We start from the raw sequence: 25,316 nt of genomic DNA on the forward strand, positions 1-25,316 counted from the left end.
GTATCTTTTCAGTACGGATTGATCCATGTCCTCTCGCGAAATCCGCATCGCTACCCGTAAAAGCGCCCTGGCTCTGTGGCAGGCCGAATACGTTAAAGTCCGTTTAGAGCAGGCTCACCCAGGTCTTGCGGTGACGCTGGTGCCTATGGTCAGCCGTGGCGACAAGCTGCTGGACTCGCCGCTGTCGAAAATCGGCGGCAAGGGCCTGTTCGTCAAAGAACTGGAAACCGCCCTGCTCGAAAACGAAGCCGACATCGCTGTGCACTCGATGAAAGACGTGCCGATGGACTTCCCTGAAGGCCTTGGCCTGTTCTGCATCTGCGAGCGCGAAGACCCGCGCGACGCCTTCGTTTCCAATACGTTTGCCAGTCTCGACGAATTGCCTCAAGGCAGCGTGGTCGGCACTTCTAGCTTGCGTCGTCAGGCCCAGTTGTTGACCCGGCGCCCTGATCTGCAAATCCGTTTTCTGCGTGGCAACGTCAATACCCGCCTGGCCAAGCTTGATGCGGGCGAATACGACGCCATCATTCTGGCCGCTGCGGGCCTGATCCGCTTGGGCTTTGAAGACCGTATTACCTCGGCGATCAGCATCGAAGACAGCCTGCCGGCCGGTGGCCAAGGTGCCGTCGGTATCGAATGTCGCAGCGCTGACAACGAAATTCACGCCTTGCTGGCGCCGCTGCACCATGCCGACACAGCCGTGCGCGTCACCGCCGAACGCTCGCTGAACAAGCACCTGAATGGCGGCTGCCAGGTGCCGATTGCCTGTTATGCAGTGCTTGAAGGTGAGCAGATTTGGTTGCGCGGGCTGGTCGGTGAGCCGAGCGGTGGCAGGTTGTTGAGCGCTCAAGCACGTGCCCCGCAAAGCGCAGCGACAGCATTGGGTATTCAGGTGGCCGAAGACCTGCTGGCGCAAGGTGCCGGTGAAATTCTCAAAGCGGTCTACGGCGAGGCGGGCCACGAGTGACAGGCTGGCGCCTGCTGCTGACCCGACCGGCTGAAGAGTCGGCGGCCCTCGCGGGCGAGTTGGCCGCTGCGGGTGTATTTAGCAGCTGTCTGCCGCTGCTGGCCATTGAGCCTTTGGCCGTGAGCGATCGTCAGCGCGACTTGATCGCCAGCCTGGATCGTTACTGCGCAGTCATCGTGGTCAGCAAACCAGCGGCGCGACTTGGCCTGGAGTTGGTCAGCCAATCCTGGCCGCGCCCCCCCGCGCAAAAGTGGTTCAGTGTCGGGGCCGCTACCGCGCAGATTCTCGCCGACTATGGCCTCGATGTTAGCTACCCTCTATCGGCAGATGACAGCGAAGCCTTGCTGGCGCTGCCTGCATTCAGGCAGGCCGTTGCGTGTCACGAGCCTAGGGTGTTGATCCTGCGAGGCGAAGGTGGACGAGAGATGCTGGCTGACCGCCTGCGCAGCCTTGGCGCACAGGTCGATTACCTTGAACTTTATCGCCGAGACTTGCCGTCATACCCGCCTCAAACACTGCCTCAGCGCGTGAAAGTGGAACGCCTGAACGGCCTGGTGGTCAGCAGTGGACAGGGGTTTGAACATTTGCACCAGTTGGCAGGCGATGCCTGGCCGCAACTTGGATGTATGACGTTGTTTGTTCCAAGTGCCCGGGTTGCGCAGATAGCGCGCAGTGCCGGGGCCAAAAACGTTGTGGATTGTCGTGGCGCGAGTGCTGCGGCTTTGCTGGCGGCGCTACGGGAACACCCCGTACCTGCTTTCTAACGCAAAGGATGGATACGTGAGCGAAACAGTCTTGCCAAAAGAACACGTGCAGCCCGCGCCAGAAGCGCCGGTTGAAAAGCCAGTGAGCAAACCTGAACGCCGGGGCAATGGCTTGGCCGCCTTCGCTCTGTTGCTGGGGGCTGCCGGTATAGCGATTGGCGGTTGGGGCGTATGGCAGGTGCGACACCTGCAGTCCAGCACCGCCGAGCAGTTGTCTGAGGTTCAGGCACTCGGCGCGCAAACACTGTCGATTAAACAGGGCGAGCAACAATTGCTGGCCCGCCTCAATCAATTGCCCTCGGCCAACGAGCTGGATAACCAGCGTCAGTTGGTTGTGCAATTGCAGGGCGATCAACAGCGCTTGAATCAGCGCCTTGAAACGGTGCTGGGTGCGAGCCGCAAAGACTGGCGCCTGGCCGAGGCCGAGCACTTGTTGCGCTTGGCCAGCTTGCGTTTGTCGGCGCTGCAAGACATTAGCAGTGCGCAGGCGTTGGTGCAGGGGGCGGATGACATTTTGCGTGAACAAAATGATCCGGCCTCTTTCGCTGCGCGCGAACAATTGGCCAAGAGCCTGGCGGCCTTACGCAGCGTTGAGCAGCCTGACCGCACCGGCTTGTTCCTGCAGTTGGCGGCCTTGCGCGATCAAGTGGCGCAACTCAACGCATTGGCGCCCGAATTCAAGGATTCAGGCGATTCATTGCTGGGCCTGACCGCCGATGGCGACGGCGCAAGCCGCTTGGCGCAATGGTGGGACGAGATCTCGCATTACATCCGCATTGATTTCAATGCCGATAAAAACGTTCGCCCACTGCTGGCGGGCCAAAGCCTGACTCAAGTGCGTCTCGCCTTGAGCCTGGCGCTGGAGCAAGCACAATGGGCTGCGCTCAATGGTCAAGAGTCGGTGTACACCCAGGCGCTGGCTCAAGCGCAAGAGGTGCTCAAAGGCAACTTCAATCAAGACAACGCCCTAAGCAAAAAGATTCTGGAACAGGTGGTTGAGCTCAGCAAACAGCCGGTTACGGTCAAAACGCCAGACCTCGCGGGTACCTTGAGCACGGTTCAGGCGTACCTTGAACGCCGTCATGTCGAGGCGGATGAACCGGGCCGTGCAGCTGCCAATCCTGCCCAGGAGACCCGTCCATGAAACGCCTTTATGTGATTGTGTTCTTGTTGATTGCGGCCGCTGCTTGCGTCGGCCTGGCAATCGCTGAGGACGCAGGGTATGTGCTGATCGCCTACAAAAACTTCCGCTACGAATCCAGTGTGTGGGCCTCTGTGGCCGTGCTGGTGATCCTGTGGCTGGTGATCTGGGGAATCAAGTTGCTGGTTGAGCTGTTCACGGCTTCTACAGGACTGGTTAACCCTTGGTCGCGACGTAACCGCAGCCGTCGCGTGCAGATCGCCATCGAGCAGGGGCAAATGGACCTCGCCGAGGGGCGTTGGGCCAGCGCTCAAAAACACCTTTCCCGTGCGGCAGAAGCCGAGCGCCAACCGTTGCTGTACTACCTCGGTGCGGCGCGAGCAGCCAATGAGCAAGGGCACTACGAAGAAAGCGACAACCTGCTTGAGCGTGCGCTGGAGCGTCAGCCTCAGGCCGAACTGGCCATTGCGCTGAGCCATGCGCAATTGCAGGTCGACCGCGCTGACACGGATGGCGCGCTGACGACCCTGCAAACCATGCACGAACGTCACCCGCACAACGTGCAGGTACTGCGTCAGTTGCAGCGTCTGCACCAACAGCGCGGCGACTGGGGGGCACTGATCCGATTGTTGCCTGAGCTGCGCAAAGACAAAGTGTTGCCGGCCCAGGAACTTGCCGAATTGGAGCGCCGTGCCTGGGGGCAAAATCTCAGCCTGGCGGCGCAACGCAATACAGAAGGCGATGCGGGCCTGCAATCACTGACGCTGGCGTGGCAGCAATTGACCTCCGCGCAACGTCAAGAGCCGACACTGATCCTGGCTTACGCCGAGCAATTGCGCCGACTGGGTGCGCAGGCGGAGGCCGAAGAAGTGGTGCGAGGTGCACTCAAGCGTGGCTACGACAGTCACCTTGTACGGCTGTATGGCCTGCTCCGTGGCAGCGACCCGGTCAAGCAATTACAGACTGCCGAAGGCTGGCTCAAAGCGCATCCTGGCGACGCCAGCTTGCTGCTGACCCTGGGGCGTCTGTGCTTGCAAAACAGCCTGTGGGGCAAGGCTCGGGATTACCTCGAAAGCAGCCTCAAACTCGAACGCAATCCTGAAACCTGCGCAGAGCTTGCACGGCTCCTGGCGCAGTTGGGCGACACAGCCCGCAGCAATCAGCTGTTCCAGGAAGGCTTGAACCTATTGGATGAGCGTCTGTTGGCGCTGCCGTTGCCGGAATAGCTCAGCCCGCAACCCGTAACCGTTGCCGAACTCGGCAACGGGGGGTTATCCATCTTTCGGGTGGTTGCAGAAATTTCTGACGCTATTTGCTCTCGATACTTCCATTGCCTGTCGGTAATTCCCTACAGGCTTAAGGAAGTATCCGTATTGGCTGGCCTTGAAAGGGCTGATGGCTTTCCTCTACCGTAACCGCCTGTCCCTTCTGTTACGGATAAGCCATGTTTTTGGCCTGCTCACGTGTCATGTTCCTTGTGGCTTTTTTAGCCAGTGCCTTGGTGCTGTGCGCTTCGCTGTACCTGGAGTATGGGGCTGGGCTTACCCCCTGCTTGCTGTGTTTAATACAGCGTTACCTCTTGCAGGCTTTCTGTCTCGTCAACTTGATTGCTTATATTCACGCACCTCGCCATTTCGGTTCGCGGGTGTATTCATTTCTCGCCATGTTGCTGGCTATAGCCGGAGCGGCAAGTGCGACCAAACAGGTGCTCAGTCAGCGACTTGCGCCTGAGCAACTGATGATTTGTCAGCCTGATCTGGCTCATTTGTGGAATAACCTTCCGCTCAGCCAGATTTTTATGTCGGTCTACAGGGGCACACAAGCCTGTGTGCAAATTCAATGGACGCTGTTTGACTTGAGCATTCCCGAGCTGAGCCTGCTGGCCTTCTCAGGGCTGGTGGTGCTGACCCTGTTCCAGGTGCTGCGCTCCCTTTTCTTCAGAAAACGTCCCCTGCCTGCGACGGGAAGAAGCCGTTTGCATTAAACGCTTGTATGAACTTTCTCTCGTGCGTACCTTGAAGCAGTTGCCGCGCGGGCATAATCTGGCCCGCACGCATTATTGGAGTTATGCCGCCAAATGCCGGTGTGTAAGCACAGGTTTTGGACCACGTAGGCCCGGTCAAAAATCGGGTGGCATGGGCCCACAAGGGAAGAGAGATCATCATGCTCGAAAGATGTGAGAGTGCTCAGGAACGTTTCAATGGTGTCCACCAGTTGATTGATCGCTGGTTGAACGAGCGCCGTACACTTGTGAAGGCTTACGCAGCGGTCATTGATCAACAAAACAACCCCAAGCGCGGGCCTCAAAAAGAGTTCTGTCAGGTGTTGGTTGATTACGTTTCTGCAGGTCATTTCGAAATCTATGAGCAGCTCAATAAAGAGGCCGAAGCCTTCAATGATGAGCGAGGGCTCGCATTGGCCCAGACCATCTACCCTCGAATCAACGTGATTACTGAAGCTGCCCTGGCTTTCAACGATCATTGCGACGGCAAAGCCCACCGCCCGGATTGTGAAAAACTCGCAGGCGAATTCAAAAAACTGGGCGCCTTGCTCGATGAGCGTTTTGAGCTTGAAGACTGCCTGATTGAAGTGCTGCACAGCGCGCACAAACAGAAAGAAGCTGCCCAGGCTTAAAAATAGTGGGGGCCTGTCTTGCCAGCGATGCAGACGATGCGGTTTGTCTGAGACACCTTGTCGATCCAATCGCGGGCAAGCCCGCTCTCACAGCTCAATATCGACCAAGACACTTTCTATTTGATATCGAGCAACTCGATCTCAAACACCAATGGCGTAAAGGGTGCAATCAAATCTCCCGCCCCGTCAGCGCCATAAGCCTGATCAGACGGTATCGCCAATTTCCACTTCGAGCCTACCGGCATCTGCACCAGCGCCGAGCGCCAGCCTGCAATCACGCTGTCCAGGCGAAACCATTGCGGTTGAGTACTTTGGTCGAACACCGTGCCGTCAGGCAGGCGTCCAACATAGTTCACATACACCGAACCTTGAGCGTCGGGTTTTGCGCCCGCTCCGGGCTTGAGTTCCGTGACGAGAATGCCATTGGCCAGTTCGCGAACGCCGGGCAGCTGTTTTTCTTTCAATAAAAAATCACCCTCGGCGCTCAGCGCGACTTCACTGTGCGGTTGAGCGTGCTCGGCATCTGCTTGTGCCTGGTGCGCGATCAAAATCTGCTCAATACGCTCATCGCTCAGTGCCAAAGGTTTACCTTGGTAGGCGGTGCGCAAGCCTTCGATCAATGCCTGAATCTGTAACTCGGGGACCTCATCGCGCAAGCGCTCACCAAGACTCGCACCCAAGCTGTAAGCCAGGTCGTGCGAGGCTTGCAGGCTTGGTGAGGAGGCGGCATGAGCCCACGAAGCAAGACACAACAAGGGCAATAAAAGCGAACGCGACATGGGCACTCTCCGGCCTGAAGTGCGGGCGATTATGCCAACATCCGGGGTTTTATTCAGGGCTTTAAAAGGCGTTGAATCGGATGCAAAAATCAGCACCGAACAGATTTAAAGATTGATCCAGCACAACCTTTTGCCACGCCATGCAACCCGTGGCTATCGTTAGTGTCAACATGATCTAGCGGCGGTTCTTGCAGAGGTCTAGTATGAGCCGCACTCACTTCAGCCAGGAGGTAAACCATGTCGGCCAACAAGAAGTCTGTTAATACGCCGTTGCACCTGCTCCAACAACTCTCAGGCAGCCTGCTTGAGCATTTGGAAAGCGCTTGCTCCCAAGCGCTGGCTGATGCTGAGAAGCTGCTGGCTAAACTTGAAAAGCAGCGTGGCAAAGCGCAGGAAAAACTGCACAAGTCGCGTGAAAAACTGCAAGAGGCTGCACACGCAGGCAAGTCCAAGGCACAAGCCAAAGCCAAGTCTGCGGTGAAAGAGCTTGAAGACGTGCTCGATTCGCTCAAAGACCGCCAGACCGAAACGCGGGCCTACATCCTGCAACTCAAGCGCGATGCTCAAGAAAGCCTGAAGTTGGCCCAAGGTATTGGCCGTGTTAAAGAAGCTGTTGGCAAGGCACTGTCGACTCGCGAGGCTAAGCCTGCAACCAGCACCAAAAAACCTGCCGCCAAAGCGCCCGCTAAACCTGCCGCCAAGACTGTGGCTAAAGCGCCCGTTAAAGCGCCAGCCAGAGCCCCGGTAAAAGCAGCCGCCAAGCCTGCTGCCAAAGCCCCGGCACAAAAGCCTGCAGCTAAACCTGCTGCGGCTAAAGCCCCCGTTGCCAAAACAGCCGCGGCCAAGCCAGCGGCCAAACCGGTGGCTGCCAAACCGGTGGCTGCAAAAGCTGCGGCCAAGCCTGCCGCTAAAACAGCTGCCGCAAAACCGGCAGCGGCCAAACCTGCTGTGGCAAAAGCAGCTGCCAAGCCTGCGGCAAGCGCTGCGAAAGCCTCGGTCAAGCCTGCTGCCAAACCCGCTGCCAAGCCTGCGGTAAGAAAGCCCGCTGCCGCCAAGCCCGCTGCTGCTCCTGCCAAGGCTGCGACAGCACCCGCTACTGCAACCGCTGCTGCGCCTGCGACCTCTGCTGCTGCGCCAGCCCCGGCGTCTGCTGCCACCCCGGCAACAACCCCTACCAGCGCTTCTTAAGCGTGGTTGATTGCGGCGCGCAGCGTTTGCAGCGCGTCGTAATCTGGGTGGGCGACACGGTCCGCCATCCTTTGCAGCCAATCGCAGTCGCGTTGCGGTTGGGTTGGCAACCATTCCTGGGTGGCCGACTCCAGACGCCGCAATAAGGTTCGTTCCGCCTCCAGCTCCAGTCCCTTGATCTGCCCGCGTAACGCCGACAGCGCGTCATCGCGCGTGGCCGCTTCGCGCCATTGGGTCCGTAACGTGCGCAAAGGTTGCACCACGTCACGTTGCCACGGTTCGGCGAGGGCTCTTAGACACTCCAGACGTGCTTCGTCACAGGCCACGCTGCGGTGTTCCAGCCATGCAGCGCACATCAACAGGCATACATCCAAGCCCTGGGTTTGCAAGCGTAAACACGCGTGCTCAATGCCGGGGAGGGCGTAGACCTTCAAACAGTAATTCCACAGATCAGTCTGCATAGTGCAATTCGCGCCAGTTGAGAGGGAAGCTGGTAGACTCCGCCGCCATTATGATCCGACTTCAGAACCTGACTTTACAGCGTGGCCCGCAACGTCTGCTAGAAGACGCCGAGCTGACCCTGCACGCCGGCCACAAAGCCGGTTTGGTCGGCGCCAATGGCGCCGGTAAATCCACTTTGTTCGCCTTGCTGCTGGGTGAGTTGACGCCTGATTCCGGGGATTGTCTGCTACCGGCCGACTGGCGGATTGCCCACATGCGGCAAGAAATCGACACGCTCGATCGCATTGCGATCGACTACGTTCTCGATGGCGACCAGCGTTTGCGCGAGGTTCAAGCTAACCTCGCGCAGGCTGAAGCCGACCAGGACGGCGCCGCACAGGCCCGCTGGCACGCCGAGCTGGACAGCGCCGACGGCTACACCGCCGATGCCCGTGCCCGCAAAATGCTCGCCGGTTTGGGCTTTACCAACGAACAAATGGACCGTCCGGTTGCTGACTTCTCCGGGGGGTGGCGCATGCGCCTCAACCTGGCGCAGGCCCTGATGTGCCCGTCCGACCTGTTGTTGCTTGACGAACCGACCAACCACTTGGACCTCGACGCCATTCTGTGGCTCGAAGACTTCCTCAAAAGTTATCCCGGCACCCTGCTGTTGATTTCCCACGATCGGGATTTCCTCGATGCCGTGGTCGATAACATTGCTCACGTTGATCAGCGCAAAATCACCCTCTACCGTGGGGGTTATAGCGCCTTCGAACGCGCTCGCGCCGAACGTCTGGCCCAGCAGCAACAGGCTTACGAGAAGCAGCAGGCGCAACGTGCGCACATGGAAAGCTACATTGCCCGCTTCAAGGCCCAGGCCACCAAGGCCCGTCAGGCGCAGAGCCGGATCAAGGCCCTTGAGCGCATGGAAGAATTGAGCGCGGCTCACGTCGACTCACCGTTCGACTTTGTGTTCCGCGAGGCCGTCAAACTTTCCAGCCCGCTGCTCGACTTGTCGGATGCACGCTTGGGTTATGGCGACAAAACCATCCTTGAGAAGGTCAAGTTGCAGTTGGTTCCGGGTGCACGGATTGGCTTGCTCGGCCCGAACGGTGCCGGTAAGTCGACCCTGATAAAAAACCTGGCGGGCGAGCTTGAGCCGCTGTCGGGTCGTTTGGCACGTGGCGAAAACCTGGTGGTGGGCTACTTTGCCCAGCACCAGCTCGACTCGCTGGACTCCAAGGCCAGCCCATTACTGCACATGCAGCGTCTGGCGCCGACCGAACGAGAGCAAACCCTGCGCGACTTCCTGGGTGGTTTCGACTTCCGTGGTGCACGCATCGACGAGCCGGTACTGAATTTCTCGGGTGGCGAAAAAGCCCGTCTGGCACTCGCGCTGATTGCGTGGGGGCGGCCGAACCTGCTGCTGCTCGACGAACCCACCAACCACCTTGACCTCGAAATGCGCCTGGCACTGACCATGGCCCTGCAAGAATTCAGCGGCGCGGTGTTGGTGGTCTCTCACGATCGACACTTGCTTAAAAGCACCACCGATGAGTTCTTGTTGGTAGCCGATGGCAAAGTGCAGGAATTCGACGGCGACCTGGAAGACTACGCCCGCTGGCTGGCCGACTACCGTCTGCGCAACGCGCCGGTAAGCAACACAGTGATCAACCCTGACAAAACCGATAAAAAGGCTCAGCGTCAGGCGGCCGCAGCCTTGCGTCAGCAACTTGCACCGCACAAGCGCGAAGCCGACAAGCTCGAAAGCGAACTAGGCAAGGTCAACGAAAAGCTCGCCAAAATCGAAGCCAGCTTGGGTGACAGCGGCGTCTACGAGGCGGCACGCAAAGACGAGCTGCGCGAATTGCTGGCTGATCAGGCCAAACTCAAAGTGCTCGAAGGCCAGCTCGAAGAGCGCTGGATGGAAGCCCTGGAACTGCTTGAAACCTTGCAAGCCGAACTGGAAGCCCTGTCCTGATGGAATCGCTCAACTTGCCGGTACCGGCCGAACTGATTGCGCCGCTGTGGATTGGCGTGCAGATCTTGCTGATCCTGCTGGCGGGGTACTTCTCGCAACGCTTCGTCGCACGCTTCCTGACCCGACTCAGTGAGCGTTACCCGTTCCCGCCACAGTTGATGATGCCGCTGCGGGGCGGTTTGCGCTGGTTCATCATGGGCAGTGCGGTGATCGTCGTCCTTGAGCGGCTGGGCGTATCGGCCACCGTGTTGTGGACCGCACTCTCGGGGTTTGTGGCCGTTGCGGCCATCGCCTTCTTCGCGATGTGGAGCGTACTGTCCAACCTGTTGTGCGCCGTGTTGATCTTCACCGTGGGACCGTTTCGCATTGGTGACGTTGTGGAGTTGCTCGACACCCTCGACAAACCGGGCGTCAAAGGCCGGGTCGTTGCGATCAACCTGCTTTACACCACCCTGATTGAGCCTGCAGAAGCGGGCAGTGGCAGCAGCATGGTGCAAGTCCCCAACAGCCTGTTCTTCCAGCGCTCCGTGCGCCGCTGGCGCGAAGGCGACATCTAAGCCGATCGTGTAGCCGTTGGCGAAGGCTGCGAGGGGTTGCGCAGCGACCCTGTTGTTGAAGCGCCTGCGGCCCTTGTTGCAGCCTGCGGTAGCGGCTATAGAAATTTCTGGTCAATTTTCATCCAGCGCATTAGCTTAACGACTCGTTACAGTTTTTGTCCGAGGTGCGCGATGTCGTTTGAAACGTGGTTGGCCTTTTTTGCTGCCTGCTGGGTAATCAGCTTGTCTCCTGGAGCGGGCGCCATTGCTTCGATGTCGTGCGGCCTGCAATACGGCTTCTGGCGCGGTTATTGGAACGCCCTGGGCCTGCAACTGGGGCTGGCACTGCAAATCGCGATTGTCGCCGCCGGTGTCGGCGCCGTCCTTGCCGCCTCATCCACCGCCTTCTACGCGATCAAATGGTTCGGTGTGGGCTATCTGGTCTACCTGGCTGTCAAACAATGGCGCGCGCTGCCAACTGACCTCGGCGATGACGCCGCCATCCGCCCCCTCGGCAAGCCGTTGGCGCTGATCTTTCGCGGCTTTCTGGTCAACATCAGCAACCCTAAGGCATTGGTTTTCATGCTGGCGGTCTTGCCCCAGTTTGTAGACCCGCACGCACCGCTGGTGAGTCAATACCTGACGCTGGGCGTGACCATGATCGGCGTCGATCTGATCGTCATGGCGGGTTACACCGGTTTGGCGTCCAAGGTGCTGCGCCTGCTGCGCACGCCTAAACAGCAACGCCGCATGAACCGAACCTTTGCCGGTTTGTTTGTGGGCGCAGCCGGTTTTCTGGCGACGTTGCACCGCGCGACAACCTGAGATCTGTGCAAAAACAGCACAAGTCATGTGTGCCCCTTGGCGTTGTGGTAGGGCATAGGTCTTTTTAGACTTTTGCCCATCGCTGCATCATTCCAAACCCGGAGCTCACATGACTTTTGCCCTGCCTAAACGCCTCTCTTGCTTACTGGCCTGCCTGAGCCTGGCAGCAACGTCTGCTTTGGCCGCCGCGCCTGCCGCCAATGACCATCGCACGATCCGCGCTATGTCCGGTGCCGTCCCCATCAACCGGCTTGAAACCGGGAAAACGGCATTGCTGGTGATCGATTTTCAACAGGAATACTTCACCGGGCGAATGCCCATCCCAGACGGCCAGAAAGCAATTGGCAAAGCGCTTGAACTGATTGCCTTCGCGGATAAAAACAAAATCCCGGTCATTCAGGTTCAACACATTGCCCCAGAGGGCTCTGCCGTTTTTGCGCGGGGCAGTGAGGGGGCTAATTTCCATCCACGCATGCAGCCTCGCGCGGGTGACACTGTGCTGCAAAAAAATACCGTCAGTGTTTTCCGCAGCACAGAACTGGATCGCCTGCTCAAAGAAAAAGGCATCAAGACGGTGATTATTTCAGGCCTCATGACCCACGCTTGTGTGGCGGGTGCTGCGCGGGACGCTGTCCCCCTGGGGTTTGAGGTTGTGGTAGCCTCCGATGCGTCGGCTACTCGCAGCATCATCCGCACCAATGGGTCGAAGATTGATGAAACCACTCTGCACCGTGCAGCTTTGGCTGAAATTGAAGACACGTTTGGCGATGTCATGACCACCGCGCAGATCACCCAACTGCCCCTAATGTGAAACCTGTCAATGAATCAGTTGCTGGCCATCCGGGCGTTCTGTTGCATTGTCGATAACCGGGGTTTATCGGCGGCAGCTGAGGCGTGGGAGACCACCCCCTCGACCATGTCGCGGCATTTGCAGCACCTTGAAACAGAACTGGGTGTGCGGTTGATTAATCGCACAACCCGGCAATTAAGTTTGACCGAGGCGGGTGAGCGTTATTACGCCGCGTGTGTCGACATTCTGCAACGGCTGGATCAGGCGGCCCTGGCGGTTGCTGATCACGGTGACCCCTCGGGCACGTTGCGTATCAGCGCACCCCTGGTGATTGGAACGCTGGAACTGATGCATTGGTTGCCTGCGTTCCAGCAGCGCTATCCGAAGATCCAGATTGACTTGTCCTGCGAAGATCGATTTGTTGACCTGGTGGCTGAGCGCTTCGACGTAGCGCTGCGCATCAGCGGCCCGCTGGACGACTCTTCGCTGGTGGCCAAAACCTTGACCGTCTCTGAGCTGATTTTGGTGGCATCGCCAGGCTATGTAGCGCGTCACGGTTTGCCTCGTCAGGTCGATGAACTGAGTCATCATCAATTGCTGATGTTTGGCGCAAACCCTGAGTGGCGATTGAACAGTGCCCGTGGTGATGCGGTCACGCTGGCGCTCAAGGGGCGTTTCAGGACCGACATCATCACTTCGTTGCATAGCGCTGTGTTGGCTGGCATGGGCATTGCCGCGTTTACTCGAGCGACGGTGCAACCCCACCTGCAAAACGGCCAATTGGTGCATATCCTCCCCGACTACCACGCGGGACAGCGTCATTATTACGCCCTCTACCCACATGCCAGACACCTGGCGCGCAAAGTGCGCGCCTTCGTCGAGTTCATGACGCAGTACTACAAAGCCAAGTGACGTGACGCTTGATTTGATGCGCAGAGCAGATTTTTGATCTGTCGGTCGGGTGCGCCTCATATTCGCCTTGAGTCAAACCCTTCTTACAGTGAACAATATGTTACTTCTCATTTCCATTCGGATTTATTAATGACCGCCCGCTCGCGTTTTTTAGCCTGGCTAATAGTGCCAGTGCTTGCGTTGTGCAGCCTTGCTGTGTCTGCCAACTCCCCGCAAGGCGCCGCTCAAGCGCTGCACCTTATTGACTACATCGGTGCGGACTATCCGCCTACGGTTGAAGACGGCAAGGTCATCGACGAAACCGAATACCGCGAGCAGTTAGAGTTTTTGACGGTCCTCAAGGGGCTGATTGCCGATTTGCCAGAACGCCCTGAGCGCGCGGCACTGGCGCAAGGCGTCACTGCCCTGCAATCGGCTATAGAACAGCGCCAAGACGGCGCCAGTGTCGCCCGTGAGGCGCGTCAGCTAGGTGCCAAACTCGCCGTCGCCTACGAAGTCACTCAGGCGCCGGTCATTACGCCTGATCCAACCCGCGGCGCGCCGTTGTATGCCCAGCATTGCTCGGTGTGCCACGGCGCGACCGGTGCAGGTGATGGCCCGGCCAGTGTGGGCATGACCCCGCCGCCAGCCAACCTGCGTGATGCAGAACGTCTGGACCGCTTGAGCCTCTACGCGATCTTCAACACGCTGGGGCTGGGTGTTGAAGGCACAGACATGCCAGCGTTTGCCGACCAGTTGGACGACCGTCAACGTTGGGATCTGGCCACCTATGTCGCCGGTTTGAGTGCTGATCCGGCGGCGGCTAAAGCCGATAAAAACTACAACCTCGCTGATTTGGCCCGCCAGACACCTGGCGAAGTGTTGGCCGCTGAAGGCCCGCAGGCCGCTGCCACTTTCCGTGCACAGCGGGCTCAGCCGCCGCAGGTCAAGCGTGGCCCGGCGCAGTTGCTCGACTACACCCGCGAAACCCTCGATAAAAGCCTCGCGGCCTATCGTGAAGGGGATCGCGAACAAGCCTACGACCTGTCTGTAGCGGCGTATCTGGAAGGTTTTGAACTGGTTGAAAGCTCGCTGGACAACGTCAACAGCAACGTACGCAAAAATACCGAAAAAGCCTTGATGGCTTACCGGCAATCGTTGCAGGACGGTATGCCGATTGAGCAAGTCGAACAGCGTCTGGACACCGCAAAAGCCTTGCTCAAAGAGTCGGCCGGGTTGCTCGGCAGTGATGGTTTGAGCTGGTCCTTGAGCTACATCTCGGGCCTGTTGATTTTGCTGCGTGAAGGCCTGGAAGCGATTTTGGTCTTGGCCGCGATCCTCGCCTTTTTGCGCAACACCGGCCAGCAATCGGCGGCACGCAGCGTCAACGTCGGCTGGGCGCTGGCCTTGGTGGCGGGCCTTGCGACCTGGGCGCTGGCGGCCTATGTGATTGACGTCAGCGGTGCTCAGCGTGAACTGCTTGAAGGCTGCACGGCGTTGTTTGCCAGCGTCATGGTGCTGTGGCTGGGGGTGTGGATGCACGACCGCCGCCATGCCGCCGCATGGCAGGACTACATCAAAACCAGCCTGGTCAGCGGGGGTGGGCGGTTTGGCTTCGCTGTACTGGCGTTCTTCTCGGTGTATCGTGAACTGTTCGAAGTGATCCTGTTTTACGAAACCCTGTGGCTGCAAGCTGGCCCGGCAGGCCACAACGCCGTGCTGGCGGGCGGTGCCACGGCGCTGGTGCTGTTAATCGGCCTGGCATGGATCATCCTGCGCGGCTCTGCCAAGTTGCCGCTGGCGCTGTTCTTTGGCATCAACGCCGCGTTGCTGTGCACCTTGTCAGTCGTCTTCGCGGGCCATGGTGTGAAAGCACTGCAAGAAGCCGGGATCTTCGGTACACGGCCTGTGCCGTTTTTCGAGTTCGACTGGCTGGGGATCCATGCCGACGCCTATTCATTGGGCGCACAAGTTGTGGCGATACTGGCGATCATCGTGCTTTACGGGCGCAGCAAACGTGTAGAAAAACGCCGGGTACAGACGTCGTAAACCCCGTTGCCCCTGTAGCCGCTGCGCCAGCGGCTACAGGGTTTGGATCACTATTTTCTGGAGTTATTCCCATGCGTGTCTGGATCGACGCAGACGCTTGCCCCAAGGCTGCGAAGGATCAAGTCATCAAGTTTGCGCTCAAGCGTCAGTTTGAGGTGGTGCTGGTGGCGGGGCAGAGTCAGATCAAGCCCACGTATGCATTGGTCAAACTGATTGTGGTGCCCAGCGGCCCGGATGCGGCCGATGACTACCTCGTCGAACACGCAGTGCCCGGTGAGTTGGTAATTTGCAGCGATGTGCCGCTGGCTGATCGGCTGGTCAAGAAAGGGGTGGCCGCGCTGGACCCGCGTGGTAAAGAGTTTGACCCGCAAAACATGGGGGATCGGCTGGCGGTGCGCAACCTGTTCACTGATCTGCGCGAGCAAGGTCAGATGGGAGGCGGGCAGGGCGCGTATGGCGAACGCGATAAGCAGGCGTTCGCCAATTCGCTGGACCGGATTCTGACCCGGCTGGCGCGCGGCTGATTAGGCTTTTTGGGTCAGCTCCAGGACGCGGTCGACCATTTTATTGATGCCCGATGCGGCTTCGCTAATGGACTGAGCCAGCATGTACGCCGGGGTGCTGACCAATTTGCGCGCCTTGTCTTCAACAATCTCGGACACTTCGCACTCTTTGTGGGTCGCGCCCATTTTTTCAACGGCGGCTGCGGTGTCGGGATCGTTGCCGATGGTGCAGGTGACGCCGGGGCCGTAGATCTTGGCGGCGATGGCCGGTGAAATGCACATCAGGCCAATCGGCTTGCCCGCTTCGGCGAAGGCTTCGGCCAACGCCAGCACATCTGCCTGAACGTTACAGGCGGTGCCTTCAGAGGCAAAACTGGACAAGTTTTTTGCCGCCCCAAACCCGCCGGGCACGATCAGTGCGTCAAAGTCTTCGACCTTGGCATCGCGGATGTCCTTGACCTCACCCCGGGCGATACGCGCCGACTCAACCAGTACATTGCGCGACTCGGGCATTTCTTCGCCGGTCAGGTGGTTGATGACGTGCAGCTGCGCAATGTCGGGCGCGAAGCATTGCACCTTGGCGCCGCGTTGGTCGAGGCGCAGCAGGGTGATCACGCTTTCGTGGATTTCAGTGCCGTCATAGACGCCACAGCCGGAAAGAATAACGGCAACGTGTTTGGTGGTCATGGTGGGTCTCCTTATTTATGGCGTTAATGTCGCCTTATTTGGCACTGGATGCCATAGGGAGGTTCCCGGCTGCGCAGGCGCTGCGAGCGCAACGCCTTACAGGGAGGGTCTGTGCGGGCGCAAAAACCGGGTTACTCAACAGGTGGCTTGCTAGCCTCGCCGGCCTGGTTTTTTTGCGCTTCAATCGCGGCCTGTTTGATCAGGCGGGCATTTTTGAAGCGCCGACGCGCCCACAGACTCAACCCAAGGACCAGCAAGCCGCCCAAGACCCACAACTCGTACTTCTTGACGCTGCCCAGCAGTCCTTCAAGCACGGCGCCAAAATGATACGCGGCGGTGGCCAGGGCGATGGCCCAGATGGCGGCACCAATGCCGTTGAGCAGCAAGTAGCGGCCCGGCGGGTAGCCCGAGAGGCCAATGGCAACAGGCATAACCGTGCGCAAGCCGTAGACGAAGCGGAAACTCAAGACCCAGATGTCCGGGTGCCTGCGAATATGCTCCAGCGCCTTGTCGCCCATGAGTTGCCAGCGCGGTTTGCGCGCCAACAGTTTGCGGCCGTGCTTGCGCCCCAGGAAGTACCACAGCTGATCGCCGGCATAGCTGCCGAGGAATGCCACGATCATGACCAGTTTGAGGTCCATGTATCCGCGGAACGCCAAGAAGCCTGCGAGAACCAAAATGGTCTCGCCTTCAAAGAACGTCCCTAGAAACAGGGCGAAGTAGCCAAATTCTTGAAGAAATTGTTGGAGCATTGTCTGGATGCTGGCGAAATGAACGCGCAGCCTACGCCTTAAGGGACGTTCGGGAAAGTATCGAACTGTGTCTTGTCGTTAACAAATCCTACAAATGGTAAGTATTTGACTTACATCAGCGGTGTTGTCATCTAGTGTTCATGGCAGGTTGCTATAAAGGCCGCGCGCGACGCAGATAAAAATGTTTAGCCGCTGGCGCAGGGTGCGATGGCTAGCGCAGCAGTCCTGTTTTTTAATGCGAAGGCCCTGCGGGCCTTATCGCAGCCTGCGCCAGCGGCTAGAAGTTCGGCGTCGCAGAACAAATTCAACAAATCAGCCTCTAACCAGGCTCCAGCCCGCATAAAGCGTCTCTGAGCGGTTTAAACCCGCAGGCGTTGGTGGCATTCTGGCAGCTTGATTGCACGCGCCGCTTAACGGTCACGAGAGTCAAACCCGCTCTTACAGGAACATTCAATGAATACCGAAGGACAGACAGAACTTGTTGCTACTGAGGCTGAACCGGTTTTGGAAGAGGCGTTAGAAACGCCGCCCGTACCGGAAGCTCACGCACCTGCTGTGACTGAGGCGCCTGCGCCTGCGCACCCGACGATTGCCGTTCCTGGTCTGGATGACAGCAGCTTGTACATCCATCGCGAGCTGTCGCAACTGCAATTCAACATCCGGGTGCTGGAGCAGGCACTGGATGAGTCCTATCCGTTACTGGAGCGGTTGAAGTTCCTGCTGATTTTTTCCAGCAACCTGGACGAGTTTTTCGAAATTCGCGTTGCCGGCCTGAAAAAACAAATCACCTTCGCCCGTGAGCAAGCTGGCGCCGATGGCCTGCAGCCGCACCAAGCGCTGGCCCGGATCAGTGAGCTGGTACACGGCCACGTTGACCGCCAATACGCGATCCTCAACGACATTCTGCTGCCCGAGCTTGAAAAGCATCAGGTGCGCTTTATCCGTCGCCGTCACTGGAACACCAAGATCAAAGTGTGGGTGCGCAAGTTCTTCCGCGACGAAATTGCGCCGATCATCACCCCGATCGGTCTCGATCCGACGCACCCGTTCCCGTTGCTGGTCAACAAGAGCCTGAACTTCATCGTTGAGCTTGAAGGCATCGACGCCTTTGGCCGTGACTCTGGCCTGGCAATCATTCCGGCTCCGCGTCTGTTGCCGCGTGTTATCAAGGTGCCTGAAGACGTGGGCGGCACGGGCGACAACTACGTGTTCCTGTCGTCGATGATCCACGCCCACGCCGATGACCTGTTCCAGGGCATGAAGGTTAAGGGGTGCTACCAGTTCCGCCTGACGCGAAACGCTGACTTGGCGGTCGACACTGAAGACGTAGAAGACTTGGCCCGCGCCCTGCGTGGCGAGTTGTTCTCGCGTCGCTATGGTGATGCAGTACGTCTGGAAGTGGCAGACACCTGCCCGAAACACCTGTCCGACTACCTGCTCAAGCAGTTCAGCCTGCACGAGACCGAGTTGTACCAGGTCAACGGTCCGGTGAACCTCACTCGTCTGTTCAGCATTACAGGTCTGGACAGCCATCCGGAACTGCAATACACGCCATTTACCCCGGCGATTCCAAAGCTGTTGCAGAACAGCGAGAACATTTTCAGCGTGGTCAGCAAACAAGACATTTTGCTGCTGCACCCGTTTGAGTCGTTCACTCCGGTGGTCGATTTGCTGCGTCAGGCGGCCAAAGACCCGCATGTACTGGCCGTGCGCCAGACGCTGTACCGCAGCGGCGCCAACTCAGAAATCGTCGACGCTTTGGTGGATGCTGCGCGTAACGGCAAAGAAGTGACGGCGGTTATCGAACTGCGTGCGCGCTTTGACGAAGAATCCAACCTGCAACTGGCCAGCCGCCTGCAAGCGGCCGGTGCAGTGGTGATCTACGGCGTGGTGGGTTTCAAGACCCACGCCAAGATGATGCTGATTCTGCGCCGTGAGGCGGGCGAAATCGTGCGTTATGCGCACTTGGGTACAGGCAACTATCACGCGGGCAACGCGCGCCTGTACACCGACTACAGCTTGCTGACGTCTGATGATGCATTGTGCGAAGACGTGGGCAAGTTGTTCAGTCAGTTGATTGGCATGGGTAAAACCCTGCGCATGAAAAAGCTTCTGCATGCGCCGTTCACCCTGAAAAAAGGCATGCTCGACATGATCCAGCGCGAAACCCAGTTCGCGTTAGAGGGCAAGCCTGCGCACATCATTGCCAAGTTCAACTCGCTGACTGACCCGAAAATCATCCGCGCACTGTACAAGGCCAGCCAGTCGGGCGTGCGCATTGATTTGGTGGTGCGTGGCATGTGCTGCCTGCGTCCTGGCATTCCAGGCGTCTCGCACAATATCCACGTGCGCTCGATCATTGGCCGCTTCCTGGAACACACGCGCGTGTTCTACTTCCTCAATGGCGGCGAAGAACAGATGTTCCTGTCGAGTGCTGACTGGATGGAGCGCAACCTCGATAAACGCGTCGAGACGTGCTTCCCGGTAGAAGGCAAAAAGTTGATTCTGCGGGTCAAGAAGGAGCTGGAGTGCTACCTGACCGACAACACGCACAGCTGGAGCCTGCAACCAGACGGCCGTTACGTGCGCAACACGCCGACCGGCAACCAGAACCCGCGCAGCGTCCAGGCAACTTTGCTGGACCGCCTGAGCCTGCCTGTACTGACCGTGAGTACCGGGCCGTCGGTGTAACTCGGGAACACCGCGTGGGAGTTGCCTAAGTCTGCAATCTTTTGATCTTAAAGATCGCAGCCTGCGGCAGCTCCCACGGGTAGCGCCAAGTCTTAGGAAATAGTCAGCACAATCCCGACCCGTTCCAGCCATTGTGCTTCTTGCTCGAAGTCGGCTTGGGTCAATGGGTTTTGCTCCAGCCAGCCATCGGCGAAGATCACGTCCAAGTGGTCGCCCTCGGCGCGCAGTTTGACCTGCGACGCTTCCTGATTGCCACGGATGTGGTAGAACAAAATCGAAAAGCGCAACAGCACGCACAAGCGAATCAGCTTGATGCCATCAGCACCAAATTCGGCGAATTTGTCTTTAGGGATATTACGGCGATGACCGCGCACCAGCAGCGCGAGCATTTCCTGGTCTTCGCGTGAGAAACCGGCAAGGTCGGAGTGCTCAATCAGGTAGGCGCCGTGTTTGTGGTAGTGATAGTGGGCAATATCCAGCCCCACTTCATGCACCTTGGCTGCCCAGCCCAGCAGTTCACGCCAGACGCCGTCGTCGAGTTTCCACGACTTGGCCACTTGATCAAAGGCGCGCAGGGCTTTGCGTTCAACCCGTGCCGCTTGCTCAAGATCAACGTGGTAGCGCTCCATCAGCGAGCTGAGGGTGCGTTCGCGAACGTCTTCGTGATGATGGCGGCCCAGCAGGTCGTAGAGCACGCCTTCGCGCAGAGCTCCGTCACAGTGGTCCATGCGTTTCAATTCCAGGGCGTCAAAAATCGCCTCAAGAATGGCCAGGCCCGCCGGGAAGATCGCGCGACGGTCAGGCTTGATGCCTTCGAAGTCGATCTTGTCGGCTTCGCCCAGTTTAAACAGCTTGCGCTTGAGCCACGCCAGACCTTCGGCGTTGACTTCGCCGGTGCCATGTCCGCCTGCTTTCAGGGCCAGGCCAATCGCCCGAATGGTGCCCGAGGAGCCGATGGCTTCATCCCAGGTCAAACGGTGCAGCGCGTGCTCAATGCTCATGATCTCAAGCCGCGCAGCCGTGTAAGCCTGTGCATAGCGCGCCGGGGTGATCTTGCCGTCGCGGAAATAGCGCTGGGTAAAGCTCACGCAGCCCATTTGCAGGCTTTCGCGCAGCAGCGGTTCAAAGCGTTGGCCGATGATGAATTCAGTACTGCCACCGCCGATGTCGGCTACCAGGCGCTTGCCCGGGGTGTCGGCGAGGGTGTGCGACACGCCTAGATAAATGAGGCGTGCTTCTTCACGTCCCGAAATGACTTCCACGGTGTGACCCAGAATCTCTTCCGCGCGCACAATAAATTCGTTGCGGTTACGGGCTTCACGCAGGGCGTTAGTGCCAACGATGCGCACGGCACCCAATGGCATACCCTTGATCAACTGTGCAAAACGCTTCAGGCAATCAAGCCCACGCTGCATGGATTCTTCGTTGAGTTTGCGGTCTTCGTCGATACCGGCAGCGAGCTGCACTTTATCGCCAAGACGTTCAAGAATGCGTATTTCGCCGTTCTGGGCTTTGGCCACCACCATGTGAAAGCTGTTAGAACCCAGATCTATTGCGGCGATCAGGGATGGATTCTTGCTTTTGGATTGGGGCATGGTAGAGGGGTCTCGGTCGATAACTACGCCATCGTGCCACGATCAAACGCCCGCGCCAACGCGTGATGTCAGTTGCATTGATGTGGAGCACGTCAGAAATCACATTAGCGTGTTCCTGCCGACCCGTATTGTTTTAGCAATCTAATTTCCGTCACCAAAACCCTGTATAAGCCCCGCCTTTTAATTGCAGGCGCGAACGTGCTCGCGATCTGTAGCTCGTTAAACAGATCGCGAGCAAGCTCTCTCCCGTAGGGTCTAAACCTCAACCGTACCGATAAAATTCGCCAGCTCAGGGGTTTTCGGGTTGGCGAACAGGACTTTCGGGTCACCCACCTCATGCACTTTGCCCTGGTGCATAAACACCAGCTTGTCACCGACTTCGCGGGCGAAACGCATTTCGTGGGTGACCATGATCAGCGTCATCCCTTCGCGGGCCAACTGGCGCACCACATTGAGCACTTCGTTTACCAGTTCGGGGTCGAGCGCCGAGGTGATCTCGTCACACAGCAGCACCTTGGGTGACATGGCCAGCGCTCTGGCAATCGCCACTCGCTGTTGTTGCCCGCCGGACAGACGCTCGGGGAATGCGTCGAACTTATCGCCCAGCCCCACGCGCTCTAGCATCTCGCGCGCCAACTGTGCGGCTTTGGCCTTGGGCACTTTTTGCACCACTTGCGGGGCCAGCATGACGTTTTCACCGACACTCAAGTGCGGGAACAAATTGAACTGCTGAAACACCATGCCGACCTTCTGGCGCAGGCTGCGCAAGTCGGCGCGGGCGGCGTCCAGGTATTCGTCATCGACTTCAATCACCCCGTCATTGATGGACTCAAGGCCGTTCAAGGTTCTGAGCAGGGTGCTTTTGCCCGAGCCGCTGCGACCGATGATCGCGACCACCTGGCCTTGTTCGACGCTCAGGTCGATACCTTTAAGCACGTGATGGTCGCCGTAGTATTTATGCAGGGCGGTAACTCTAAGCAGAGGCATGCAGTCTCCTTTCCAGATAGCGCGCACTGAGCGACAAGGGGTAGCACAAGAGGAAGTAACCGAGCGCCACCAGGCCGTAGACCATAAAAGGCTCAAAGGTCGCGTTGGCCAGCATGCTGCCGGTCTTGGTCAGCTCGGTGAAGCCGATGATCGATGTGACGGCGGTGCCTTTAATCACTTGCACCGAAAACCCTACGGTGGGCGCGATGGCCACCCGAAAAGCCTGCGGAAAAATCACATAGCGCATTTGCTCCAGCGGGCTCATCGCCAGGCTGGCCGAGGCTTCCCACTGGCCATTGGCAATCGACTCGACGCAGCCGCGCCAGATCTCGGCCAGATAAGCGCTGGTAAACAGCGTCAGTGCCAGGGCTGCGGCCATCCACGGAGAAATGTCGATGCCCAGCAATGCCACGCCGAAGAAGATCAAAAACAGTTGCATCAACAGGGGCGTGCCCTGAAACAGCTCTATATAGCCGCGCGCCAGGATCCGGGCGAAGCGGCTTTTAGAAATGCGCATCAGCAATACCAGCAAGCCGATCAGGCCGCCGCCGATAAACGCGACGACTGACAGCGCAGCGGTCCACTGCAACCCCGTCAGCAAATTGCGCACGATGTCCCAGAAGGTAAAGTCCATCAGCGACTCCTGTTCAGGTAACGGCGGCCGAACGCGTTCAATAGCTGGCGAATCAGCAGGGCCATGCACAGATAAATCAGGGTAGTCAGGGCGTAGGTTTCAAATGCTCGGAAGTTGCGCGACTGAATGAAATTGGCGAAGAAGCTCAATTCTTCGGTGGCAATTTGTGAACACACCGCCGAACCCAGCATCACGATGATGATTTGGCTGCTCAGCGCCGGCCACACCTTGGCCAACGCTGGCTGCAAGACCACATGGCGAAACGCCTCAAAACGAGTCATGGCCAGGGCTGCTGCCGCTTCCAGTTGGCCTTTGGGGATGGCTTGAATACCGGCGCGAATGATTTCGGTGGAGTAAGCCCCCAGGTTAATCACCATCGCCAGCACCGAGGCCTGCCATTCACTGATATGCAGGCCCAGGCCGGGCAGGCCGAAGAAGATAAAGAACAACTGCACCAGAAACGGCGTGTTGCGAATCAACTCGACATACAGCCCAAACAGTGCGGCGAAAGGGCGGATGTTCCAGGCTCGGACCACGGCGCCAACAATCCCCAGACTCACGCCAAGCAGCGTGCCAATGGCGGTCAGTTCAAGGGTGAACAGGGCGCCGCGTAACAATAGATCACTGTTTTGCAGCACCGGTAAAAAGTCGAACTGATAAGCCATGGTTGACCCCGTTGTGCGTGATCAAAGGTCAGCTGGCAGCGGCTCTTTAAGCCATAGCAGCGCGTTCTTTTCCAGGCTGCCGTCAGCTTTGGCGGCGGCCAGAATCTGGTTCACTTTGTCCAGGAGTTCGGGTTGGCCCTTGTTTACGCCCACGTAAACCGGCGAGTCCTTGAGTTTTAGCTTCATGGTCGGGATGCGTTTGGGGTTGCGCTCACTGATGGTCACCATCACCACGTTGCCGCTGGCGATCAGGTCTACTTGGCCCGCCAGATAAGCCGCTATGGTTGAGTTGTTATCTTCGAAGCGCTTAATCGTCACGCCAGCAGGGGCCACGTTAGTCAGCTCAATGTCTTCGATGGCGCCGCGGGTCACGCTGATGGTTTTACCTTTGAGGTCATCCAGCGTCTTGATTTCTGCGTCTGGTGGGCCAAACACACCGAGGTAGAAGGGCGCATAGGCGTGGGAGAAGTCTATGACTTTCTCGCGATCAGGGTTTTTGCCGAGGCTGGAAATCACCACGTCGACTTTGCCGGTGGTCAGGTAAGGGACGCGGTTGGTGCTGTTGACGGGCGTGAGCTCAAGCTTGACCTTGAGCTGGTCGGCCAGCAGCTTTGCGGTGTCGATGTCCAGGCCGCGCGGCTTCATGTCGGGGCCCACCGAGCCGAAAGGCGGGAAGTCCTGCGGGACCGCAACCTTTAGCGTGCCGCGTGCCATGACCTCATCAAGGTCATTGGCGTGGGCCGGTGCCTGGCTCAGCATCAGGCTGGCAAACAAGGCGTATATCAGGGCGCTATAGCGTTGGGTCATGGCAACTCTCCGAAAACAAGCGGACGGTGATGTCTGCTTCCGGACAGAGCACAGGCCATGCCAACAGCCGTTGACGGGCTTGAGAGGCTGAGTTCAAAAGGCTCTTGGCGGTCTGACTGGTCTGAACAGTTCGTGGGGTTTCTGCACCTGAATCGGGCATTGGGTTCAGGGCTTGAACCCCTATGGGGCGTGACTTGCCGAGCGCTGGCAATAGCTTTACAACTACGCCTTTCTTCAGCCGATCAAGCCGATTTGTGATGAATTCAAGCGCGCGAGCTGTACCCGAAGTGGCGCTGTTAGCCATTCGTAAACTGATCGATGAGCGCGGATTTGCGCCGGGCGACGCACTGCCGTCGCAACGTGACCTGGCCGTGCAGCTCGGCGTTAGCCGAGCCTCGTTGCGTGAGGCGTTGTCGTCATTGAGTGCGCTGGGCGAAGTCAGTGTGCAGCCGGGTAAAGGTGTGTACGTGCAGTCGGTGGATGAGCCGGGGGTAATCGCTACGGCTTCAGACTGGCCCTTTGCTGCACAAGCCTGCCCACAAGACATCTTTCAACTGCGCTATGCGTTAGAGGGGTTTGCGGCGGGTTTGGCGGCAGTGAGGCTGACCCGCGATGAACTGGATGTGCTGCAAGACAATGTCGATGCCATGCGCAACGAGTTAAAGGCCGAGGATTTTGTGCAGGCGGCCCATCTGGACTTTGAGTTTCATCAGATCATTTTGCGGGCCAGCGGTAATCAGGCCATGGCGAATATTCTGATCACGCGCGCTGATATATTTCTGGAAAGTCAGAAGTTGCCCTTTATTCGGCCCGAACGAGCGATGGAAACCTGGCAAGAACACCAAAAGATCCTTCGAGCATTAGCCCGTCACGCCAGCGGGGCTGCGCACAAAGCCATGTGTGAGCATATTAGGCATGCGGCTTCGCGGACCGGGATCGCTTTTGTGACACCCGGAGCGTCATAAGAGGGCACGATACCCCGGCTCATGCACCGTCATAGTAAGAGTCA

The 25,316-nt window shown here is 58.3% G+C and carries 25 protein-coding genes; 16 read left to right on the plus strand and 9 right to left on the minus strand.

Annotated features, from left to right (window positions below; translation table 11 throughout):
* Positions 1-25 precede the first annotated feature (25 nt).
* The 6 genes from hemC (at position 26) to rsd (ending at position 5,506) form a co-directional block, all read left to right on the plus strand.
* Complete coding sequence (gene hemC, locus ACIQYF_RS00135) at positions 26-967, plus strand: hydroxymethylbilane synthase (protein ID WP_402855099.1); 942 nt, start codon at positions 26-28, stop codon at positions 965-967.
* Positions 964-1,731 (plus strand): uroporphyrinogen-III synthase, encoded by a 768-nt coding sequence (locus tag ACIQYF_RS00140; RefSeq protein ID WP_402855102.1) that lies wholly within the window; start codon positions 964-966, stop codon positions 1,729-1,731. Before hemC ends, ACIQYF_RS00140 begins: the two co-directional genes overlap by 4 nt.
* A 16-nt stretch (positions 1,732-1,747) precedes the next feature.
* Positions 1,748-2,875, plus strand: coding sequence for a uroporphyrinogen-III C-methyltransferase (locus ACIQYF_RS00145; RefSeq protein ID WP_402855104.1), 1,128 nt, complete (start codon positions 1,748-1,750; stop codon positions 2,873-2,875).
* On the plus strand, positions 2,872-4,098 hold the full coding sequence (locus tag ACIQYF_RS00150; RefSeq protein WP_402855107.1) for a heme biosynthesis protein HemY: 1,227 nt from the start codon (positions 2,872-2,874) through the stop codon (positions 4,096-4,098). The genes ACIQYF_RS00145 and ACIQYF_RS00150 overlap by 4 nt, the downstream gene beginning before the upstream one ends.
* Positions 4,099-4,316: 218 nt before the next feature.
* Entirely contained in the window at positions 4,317-4,856 is a 540-nt protein-coding gene (locus ACIQYF_RS00155) for a disulfide bond formation protein B (protein ID WP_402855110.1), read from the plus strand.
* A gap of 179 nt (positions 4,857-5,035) precedes the next feature.
* The gene (gene rsd / locus ACIQYF_RS00160) at positions 5,036-5,506 is read left to right on the plus strand and encodes a sigma D regulator (RefSeq protein ID WP_402855113.1); all 471 of its coding nucleotides are present in this window, start codon (positions 5,036-5,038) and stop codon (positions 5,504-5,506) included.
* A 116-nt stretch (positions 5,507-5,622) separates the two neighbouring features.
* On the opposite strand, the gene ACIQYF_RS00165 is transcribed toward rsd, so the two are convergent.
* Positions 5,623-6,285, minus strand: a complete 663-nt coding sequence (locus ACIQYF_RS00165; protein WP_402855116.1) for an FKBP-type peptidyl-prolyl cis-trans isomerase — start codon at positions 6,283-6,285, stop codon at positions 5,623-5,625.
* A gap of 237 nt (positions 6,286-6,522) precedes the next feature.
* Here ACIQYF_RS00165 and ACIQYF_RS00170 point away from each other — a divergent pair, with 237 nt between their 5' ends.
* Positions 6,523-7,473: an AlgP family protein gene (locus tag ACIQYF_RS00170; RefSeq protein ID WP_402855119.1), complete on the plus strand. Its 951-nt coding sequence runs from the start codon at positions 6,523-6,525 to the stop codon at positions 7,471-7,473.
* Here the strand turns inward: ACIQYF_RS00170 and ACIQYF_RS00175 are convergent.
* On the minus strand, positions 7,470-7,934 hold the full coding sequence (locus tag ACIQYF_RS00175; protein WP_402855122.1) for a TIGR02444 family protein: 465 nt from the start codon (positions 7,932-7,934) through the stop codon (positions 7,470-7,472). The genes ACIQYF_RS00170 and ACIQYF_RS00175 overlap by 4 nt on opposite strands.
* A gap of 50 nt (positions 7,935-7,984) precedes the next feature.
* Here ACIQYF_RS00175 and ACIQYF_RS00180 point away from each other — a divergent pair, with 50 nt between their 5' ends.
* The 7 genes from ACIQYF_RS00180 (at position 7,985) to ACIQYF_RS00210 (ending at position 15,510) form a co-directional block, all read left to right on the plus strand.
* Entirely contained in the window at positions 7,985-9,895 is a 1,911-nt protein-coding gene (locus ACIQYF_RS00180) for an ATP-binding cassette domain-containing protein (protein WP_019408434.1), read from the plus strand.
* Positions 9,895-10,452, plus strand: coding sequence for a mechanosensitive ion channel domain-containing protein (locus tag ACIQYF_RS00185; protein WP_402855126.1), 558 nt, complete (start codon positions 9,895-9,897; stop codon positions 10,450-10,452). The genes ACIQYF_RS00180 and ACIQYF_RS00185 overlap by 1 nt, the downstream gene beginning before the upstream one ends.
* 171 nt (positions 10,453-10,623) lie before the next feature.
* Complete coding sequence (locus ACIQYF_RS00190) at positions 10,624-11,256, plus strand: LysE family transporter (RefSeq protein ID WP_402855129.1); 633 nt, start codon at positions 10,624-10,626, stop codon at positions 11,254-11,256.
* Between the two features lie 109 nt (positions 11,257-11,365).
* The gene (locus ACIQYF_RS00195) at positions 11,366-12,067 is read left to right on the plus strand and encodes a cysteine hydrolase family protein (protein WP_402855132.1); all 702 of its coding nucleotides are present in this window, start codon (positions 11,366-11,368) and stop codon (positions 12,065-12,067) included.
* 9 nt (positions 12,068-12,076) lie between these two features.
* The gene (locus ACIQYF_RS00200; protein WP_402855135.1) at positions 12,077-12,958 is read left to right on the plus strand and encodes a LysR family transcriptional regulator; all 882 of its coding nucleotides are present in this window, start codon (positions 12,077-12,079) and stop codon (positions 12,956-12,958) included.
* Positions 12,959-13,087: 129 nt separating this feature from the next.
* The gene (locus ACIQYF_RS00205; RefSeq protein ID WP_402855137.1) at positions 13,088-14,986 is read left to right on the plus strand and encodes an FTR1 family protein; all 1,899 of its coding nucleotides are present in this window, start codon (positions 13,088-13,090) and stop codon (positions 14,984-14,986) included.
* A gap of 71 nt (positions 14,987-15,057) precedes the next feature.
* Positions 15,058-15,510, plus strand: a complete 453-nt coding sequence (locus ACIQYF_RS00210; RefSeq protein WP_402855140.1) for a YaiI/YqxD family protein — start codon at positions 15,058-15,060, stop codon at positions 15,508-15,510.
* Here the strand turns inward: ACIQYF_RS00210 and elbB are convergent, their stop codons facing one another.
* Both elbB and ACIQYF_RS00220 read right to left on the minus strand, forming a co-directional pair.
* Positions 15,511-16,176, minus strand: coding sequence for an isoprenoid biosynthesis glyoxalase ElbB (gene elbB / locus ACIQYF_RS00215; protein ID WP_402855143.1), 666 nt, complete (start codon positions 16,174-16,176; stop codon positions 15,511-15,513).
* Between the two features lie 131 nt (positions 16,177-16,307).
* On the minus strand, positions 16,308-16,928 hold the full coding sequence (locus tag ACIQYF_RS00220; protein WP_402855146.1) for a DedA family protein: 621 nt from the start codon (positions 16,926-16,928) through the stop codon (positions 16,308-16,310).
* Positions 16,929-17,381: 453 nt separating this feature from the next.
* Here ACIQYF_RS00220 and ppk1 point away from each other — a divergent pair, with 453 nt between their 5' ends.
* On the plus strand, positions 17,382-19,619 hold the full coding sequence (gene ppk1 / locus ACIQYF_RS00225) for a polyphosphate kinase 1 (RefSeq protein ID WP_402855149.1): 2,238 nt from the start codon (positions 17,382-17,384) through the stop codon (positions 19,617-19,619).
* Between the two features lie 92 nt (positions 19,620-19,711).
* Here the strand turns inward: ppk1 and ppx are convergent, their stop codons facing one another.
* From ppx to ACIQYF_RS00250, 5 genes are all read right to left on the minus strand, one after another.
* Positions 19,712-21,214: an exopolyphosphatase gene (gene ppx, locus ACIQYF_RS00230; protein WP_402855152.1), complete on the minus strand. Its 1,503-nt coding sequence runs from the start codon at positions 21,212-21,214 to the stop codon at positions 19,712-19,714.
* Between the two features lie 255 nt (positions 21,215-21,469).
* Complete coding sequence (locus ACIQYF_RS00235) at positions 21,470-22,201, minus strand: amino acid ABC transporter ATP-binding protein (protein WP_402855155.1); 732 nt, start codon at positions 22,199-22,201, stop codon at positions 21,470-21,472.
* Positions 22,188-22,838, minus strand: a complete 651-nt coding sequence (locus tag ACIQYF_RS00240; protein WP_402856151.1) for an amino acid ABC transporter permease — start codon at positions 22,836-22,838, stop codon at positions 22,188-22,190. Before ACIQYF_RS00240 ends, ACIQYF_RS00235 begins: the two co-directional genes overlap by 14 nt.
* Complete coding sequence (locus tag ACIQYF_RS00245) at positions 22,835-23,500, minus strand: amino acid ABC transporter permease (RefSeq protein WP_402855157.1); 666 nt, start codon at positions 23,498-23,500, stop codon at positions 22,835-22,837. Before ACIQYF_RS00245 ends, ACIQYF_RS00240 begins: the two co-directional genes overlap by 4 nt.
* A gap of 21 nt (positions 23,501-23,521) precedes the next feature.
* A complete protein-coding gene (locus ACIQYF_RS00250; RefSeq protein WP_402855160.1) occupies positions 23,522-24,307 on the minus strand; it encodes a transporter substrate-binding domain-containing protein in 786 nt (261 codons plus the stop codon).
* A gap of 257 nt (positions 24,308-24,564) precedes the next feature.
* Here ACIQYF_RS00250 and ACIQYF_RS00255 point away from each other — a divergent pair, with 257 nt between their 5' ends.
* Positions 24,565-25,272, plus strand: a complete 708-nt coding sequence (locus tag ACIQYF_RS00255) for a FadR/GntR family transcriptional regulator (protein ID WP_402855163.1) — start codon at positions 24,565-24,567, stop codon at positions 25,270-25,272.
* Positions 25,273-25,316: the final 44 nt, after the last annotated feature.

Origin of the sequence: Pseudomonas sp. NPDC096917 (genome assembly GCF_044762555.1) — a bacterium.
Lineage (GTDB): Bacteria > Pseudomonadota > Gammaproteobacteria > Pseudomonadales > Pseudomonadaceae > Aquipseudomonas.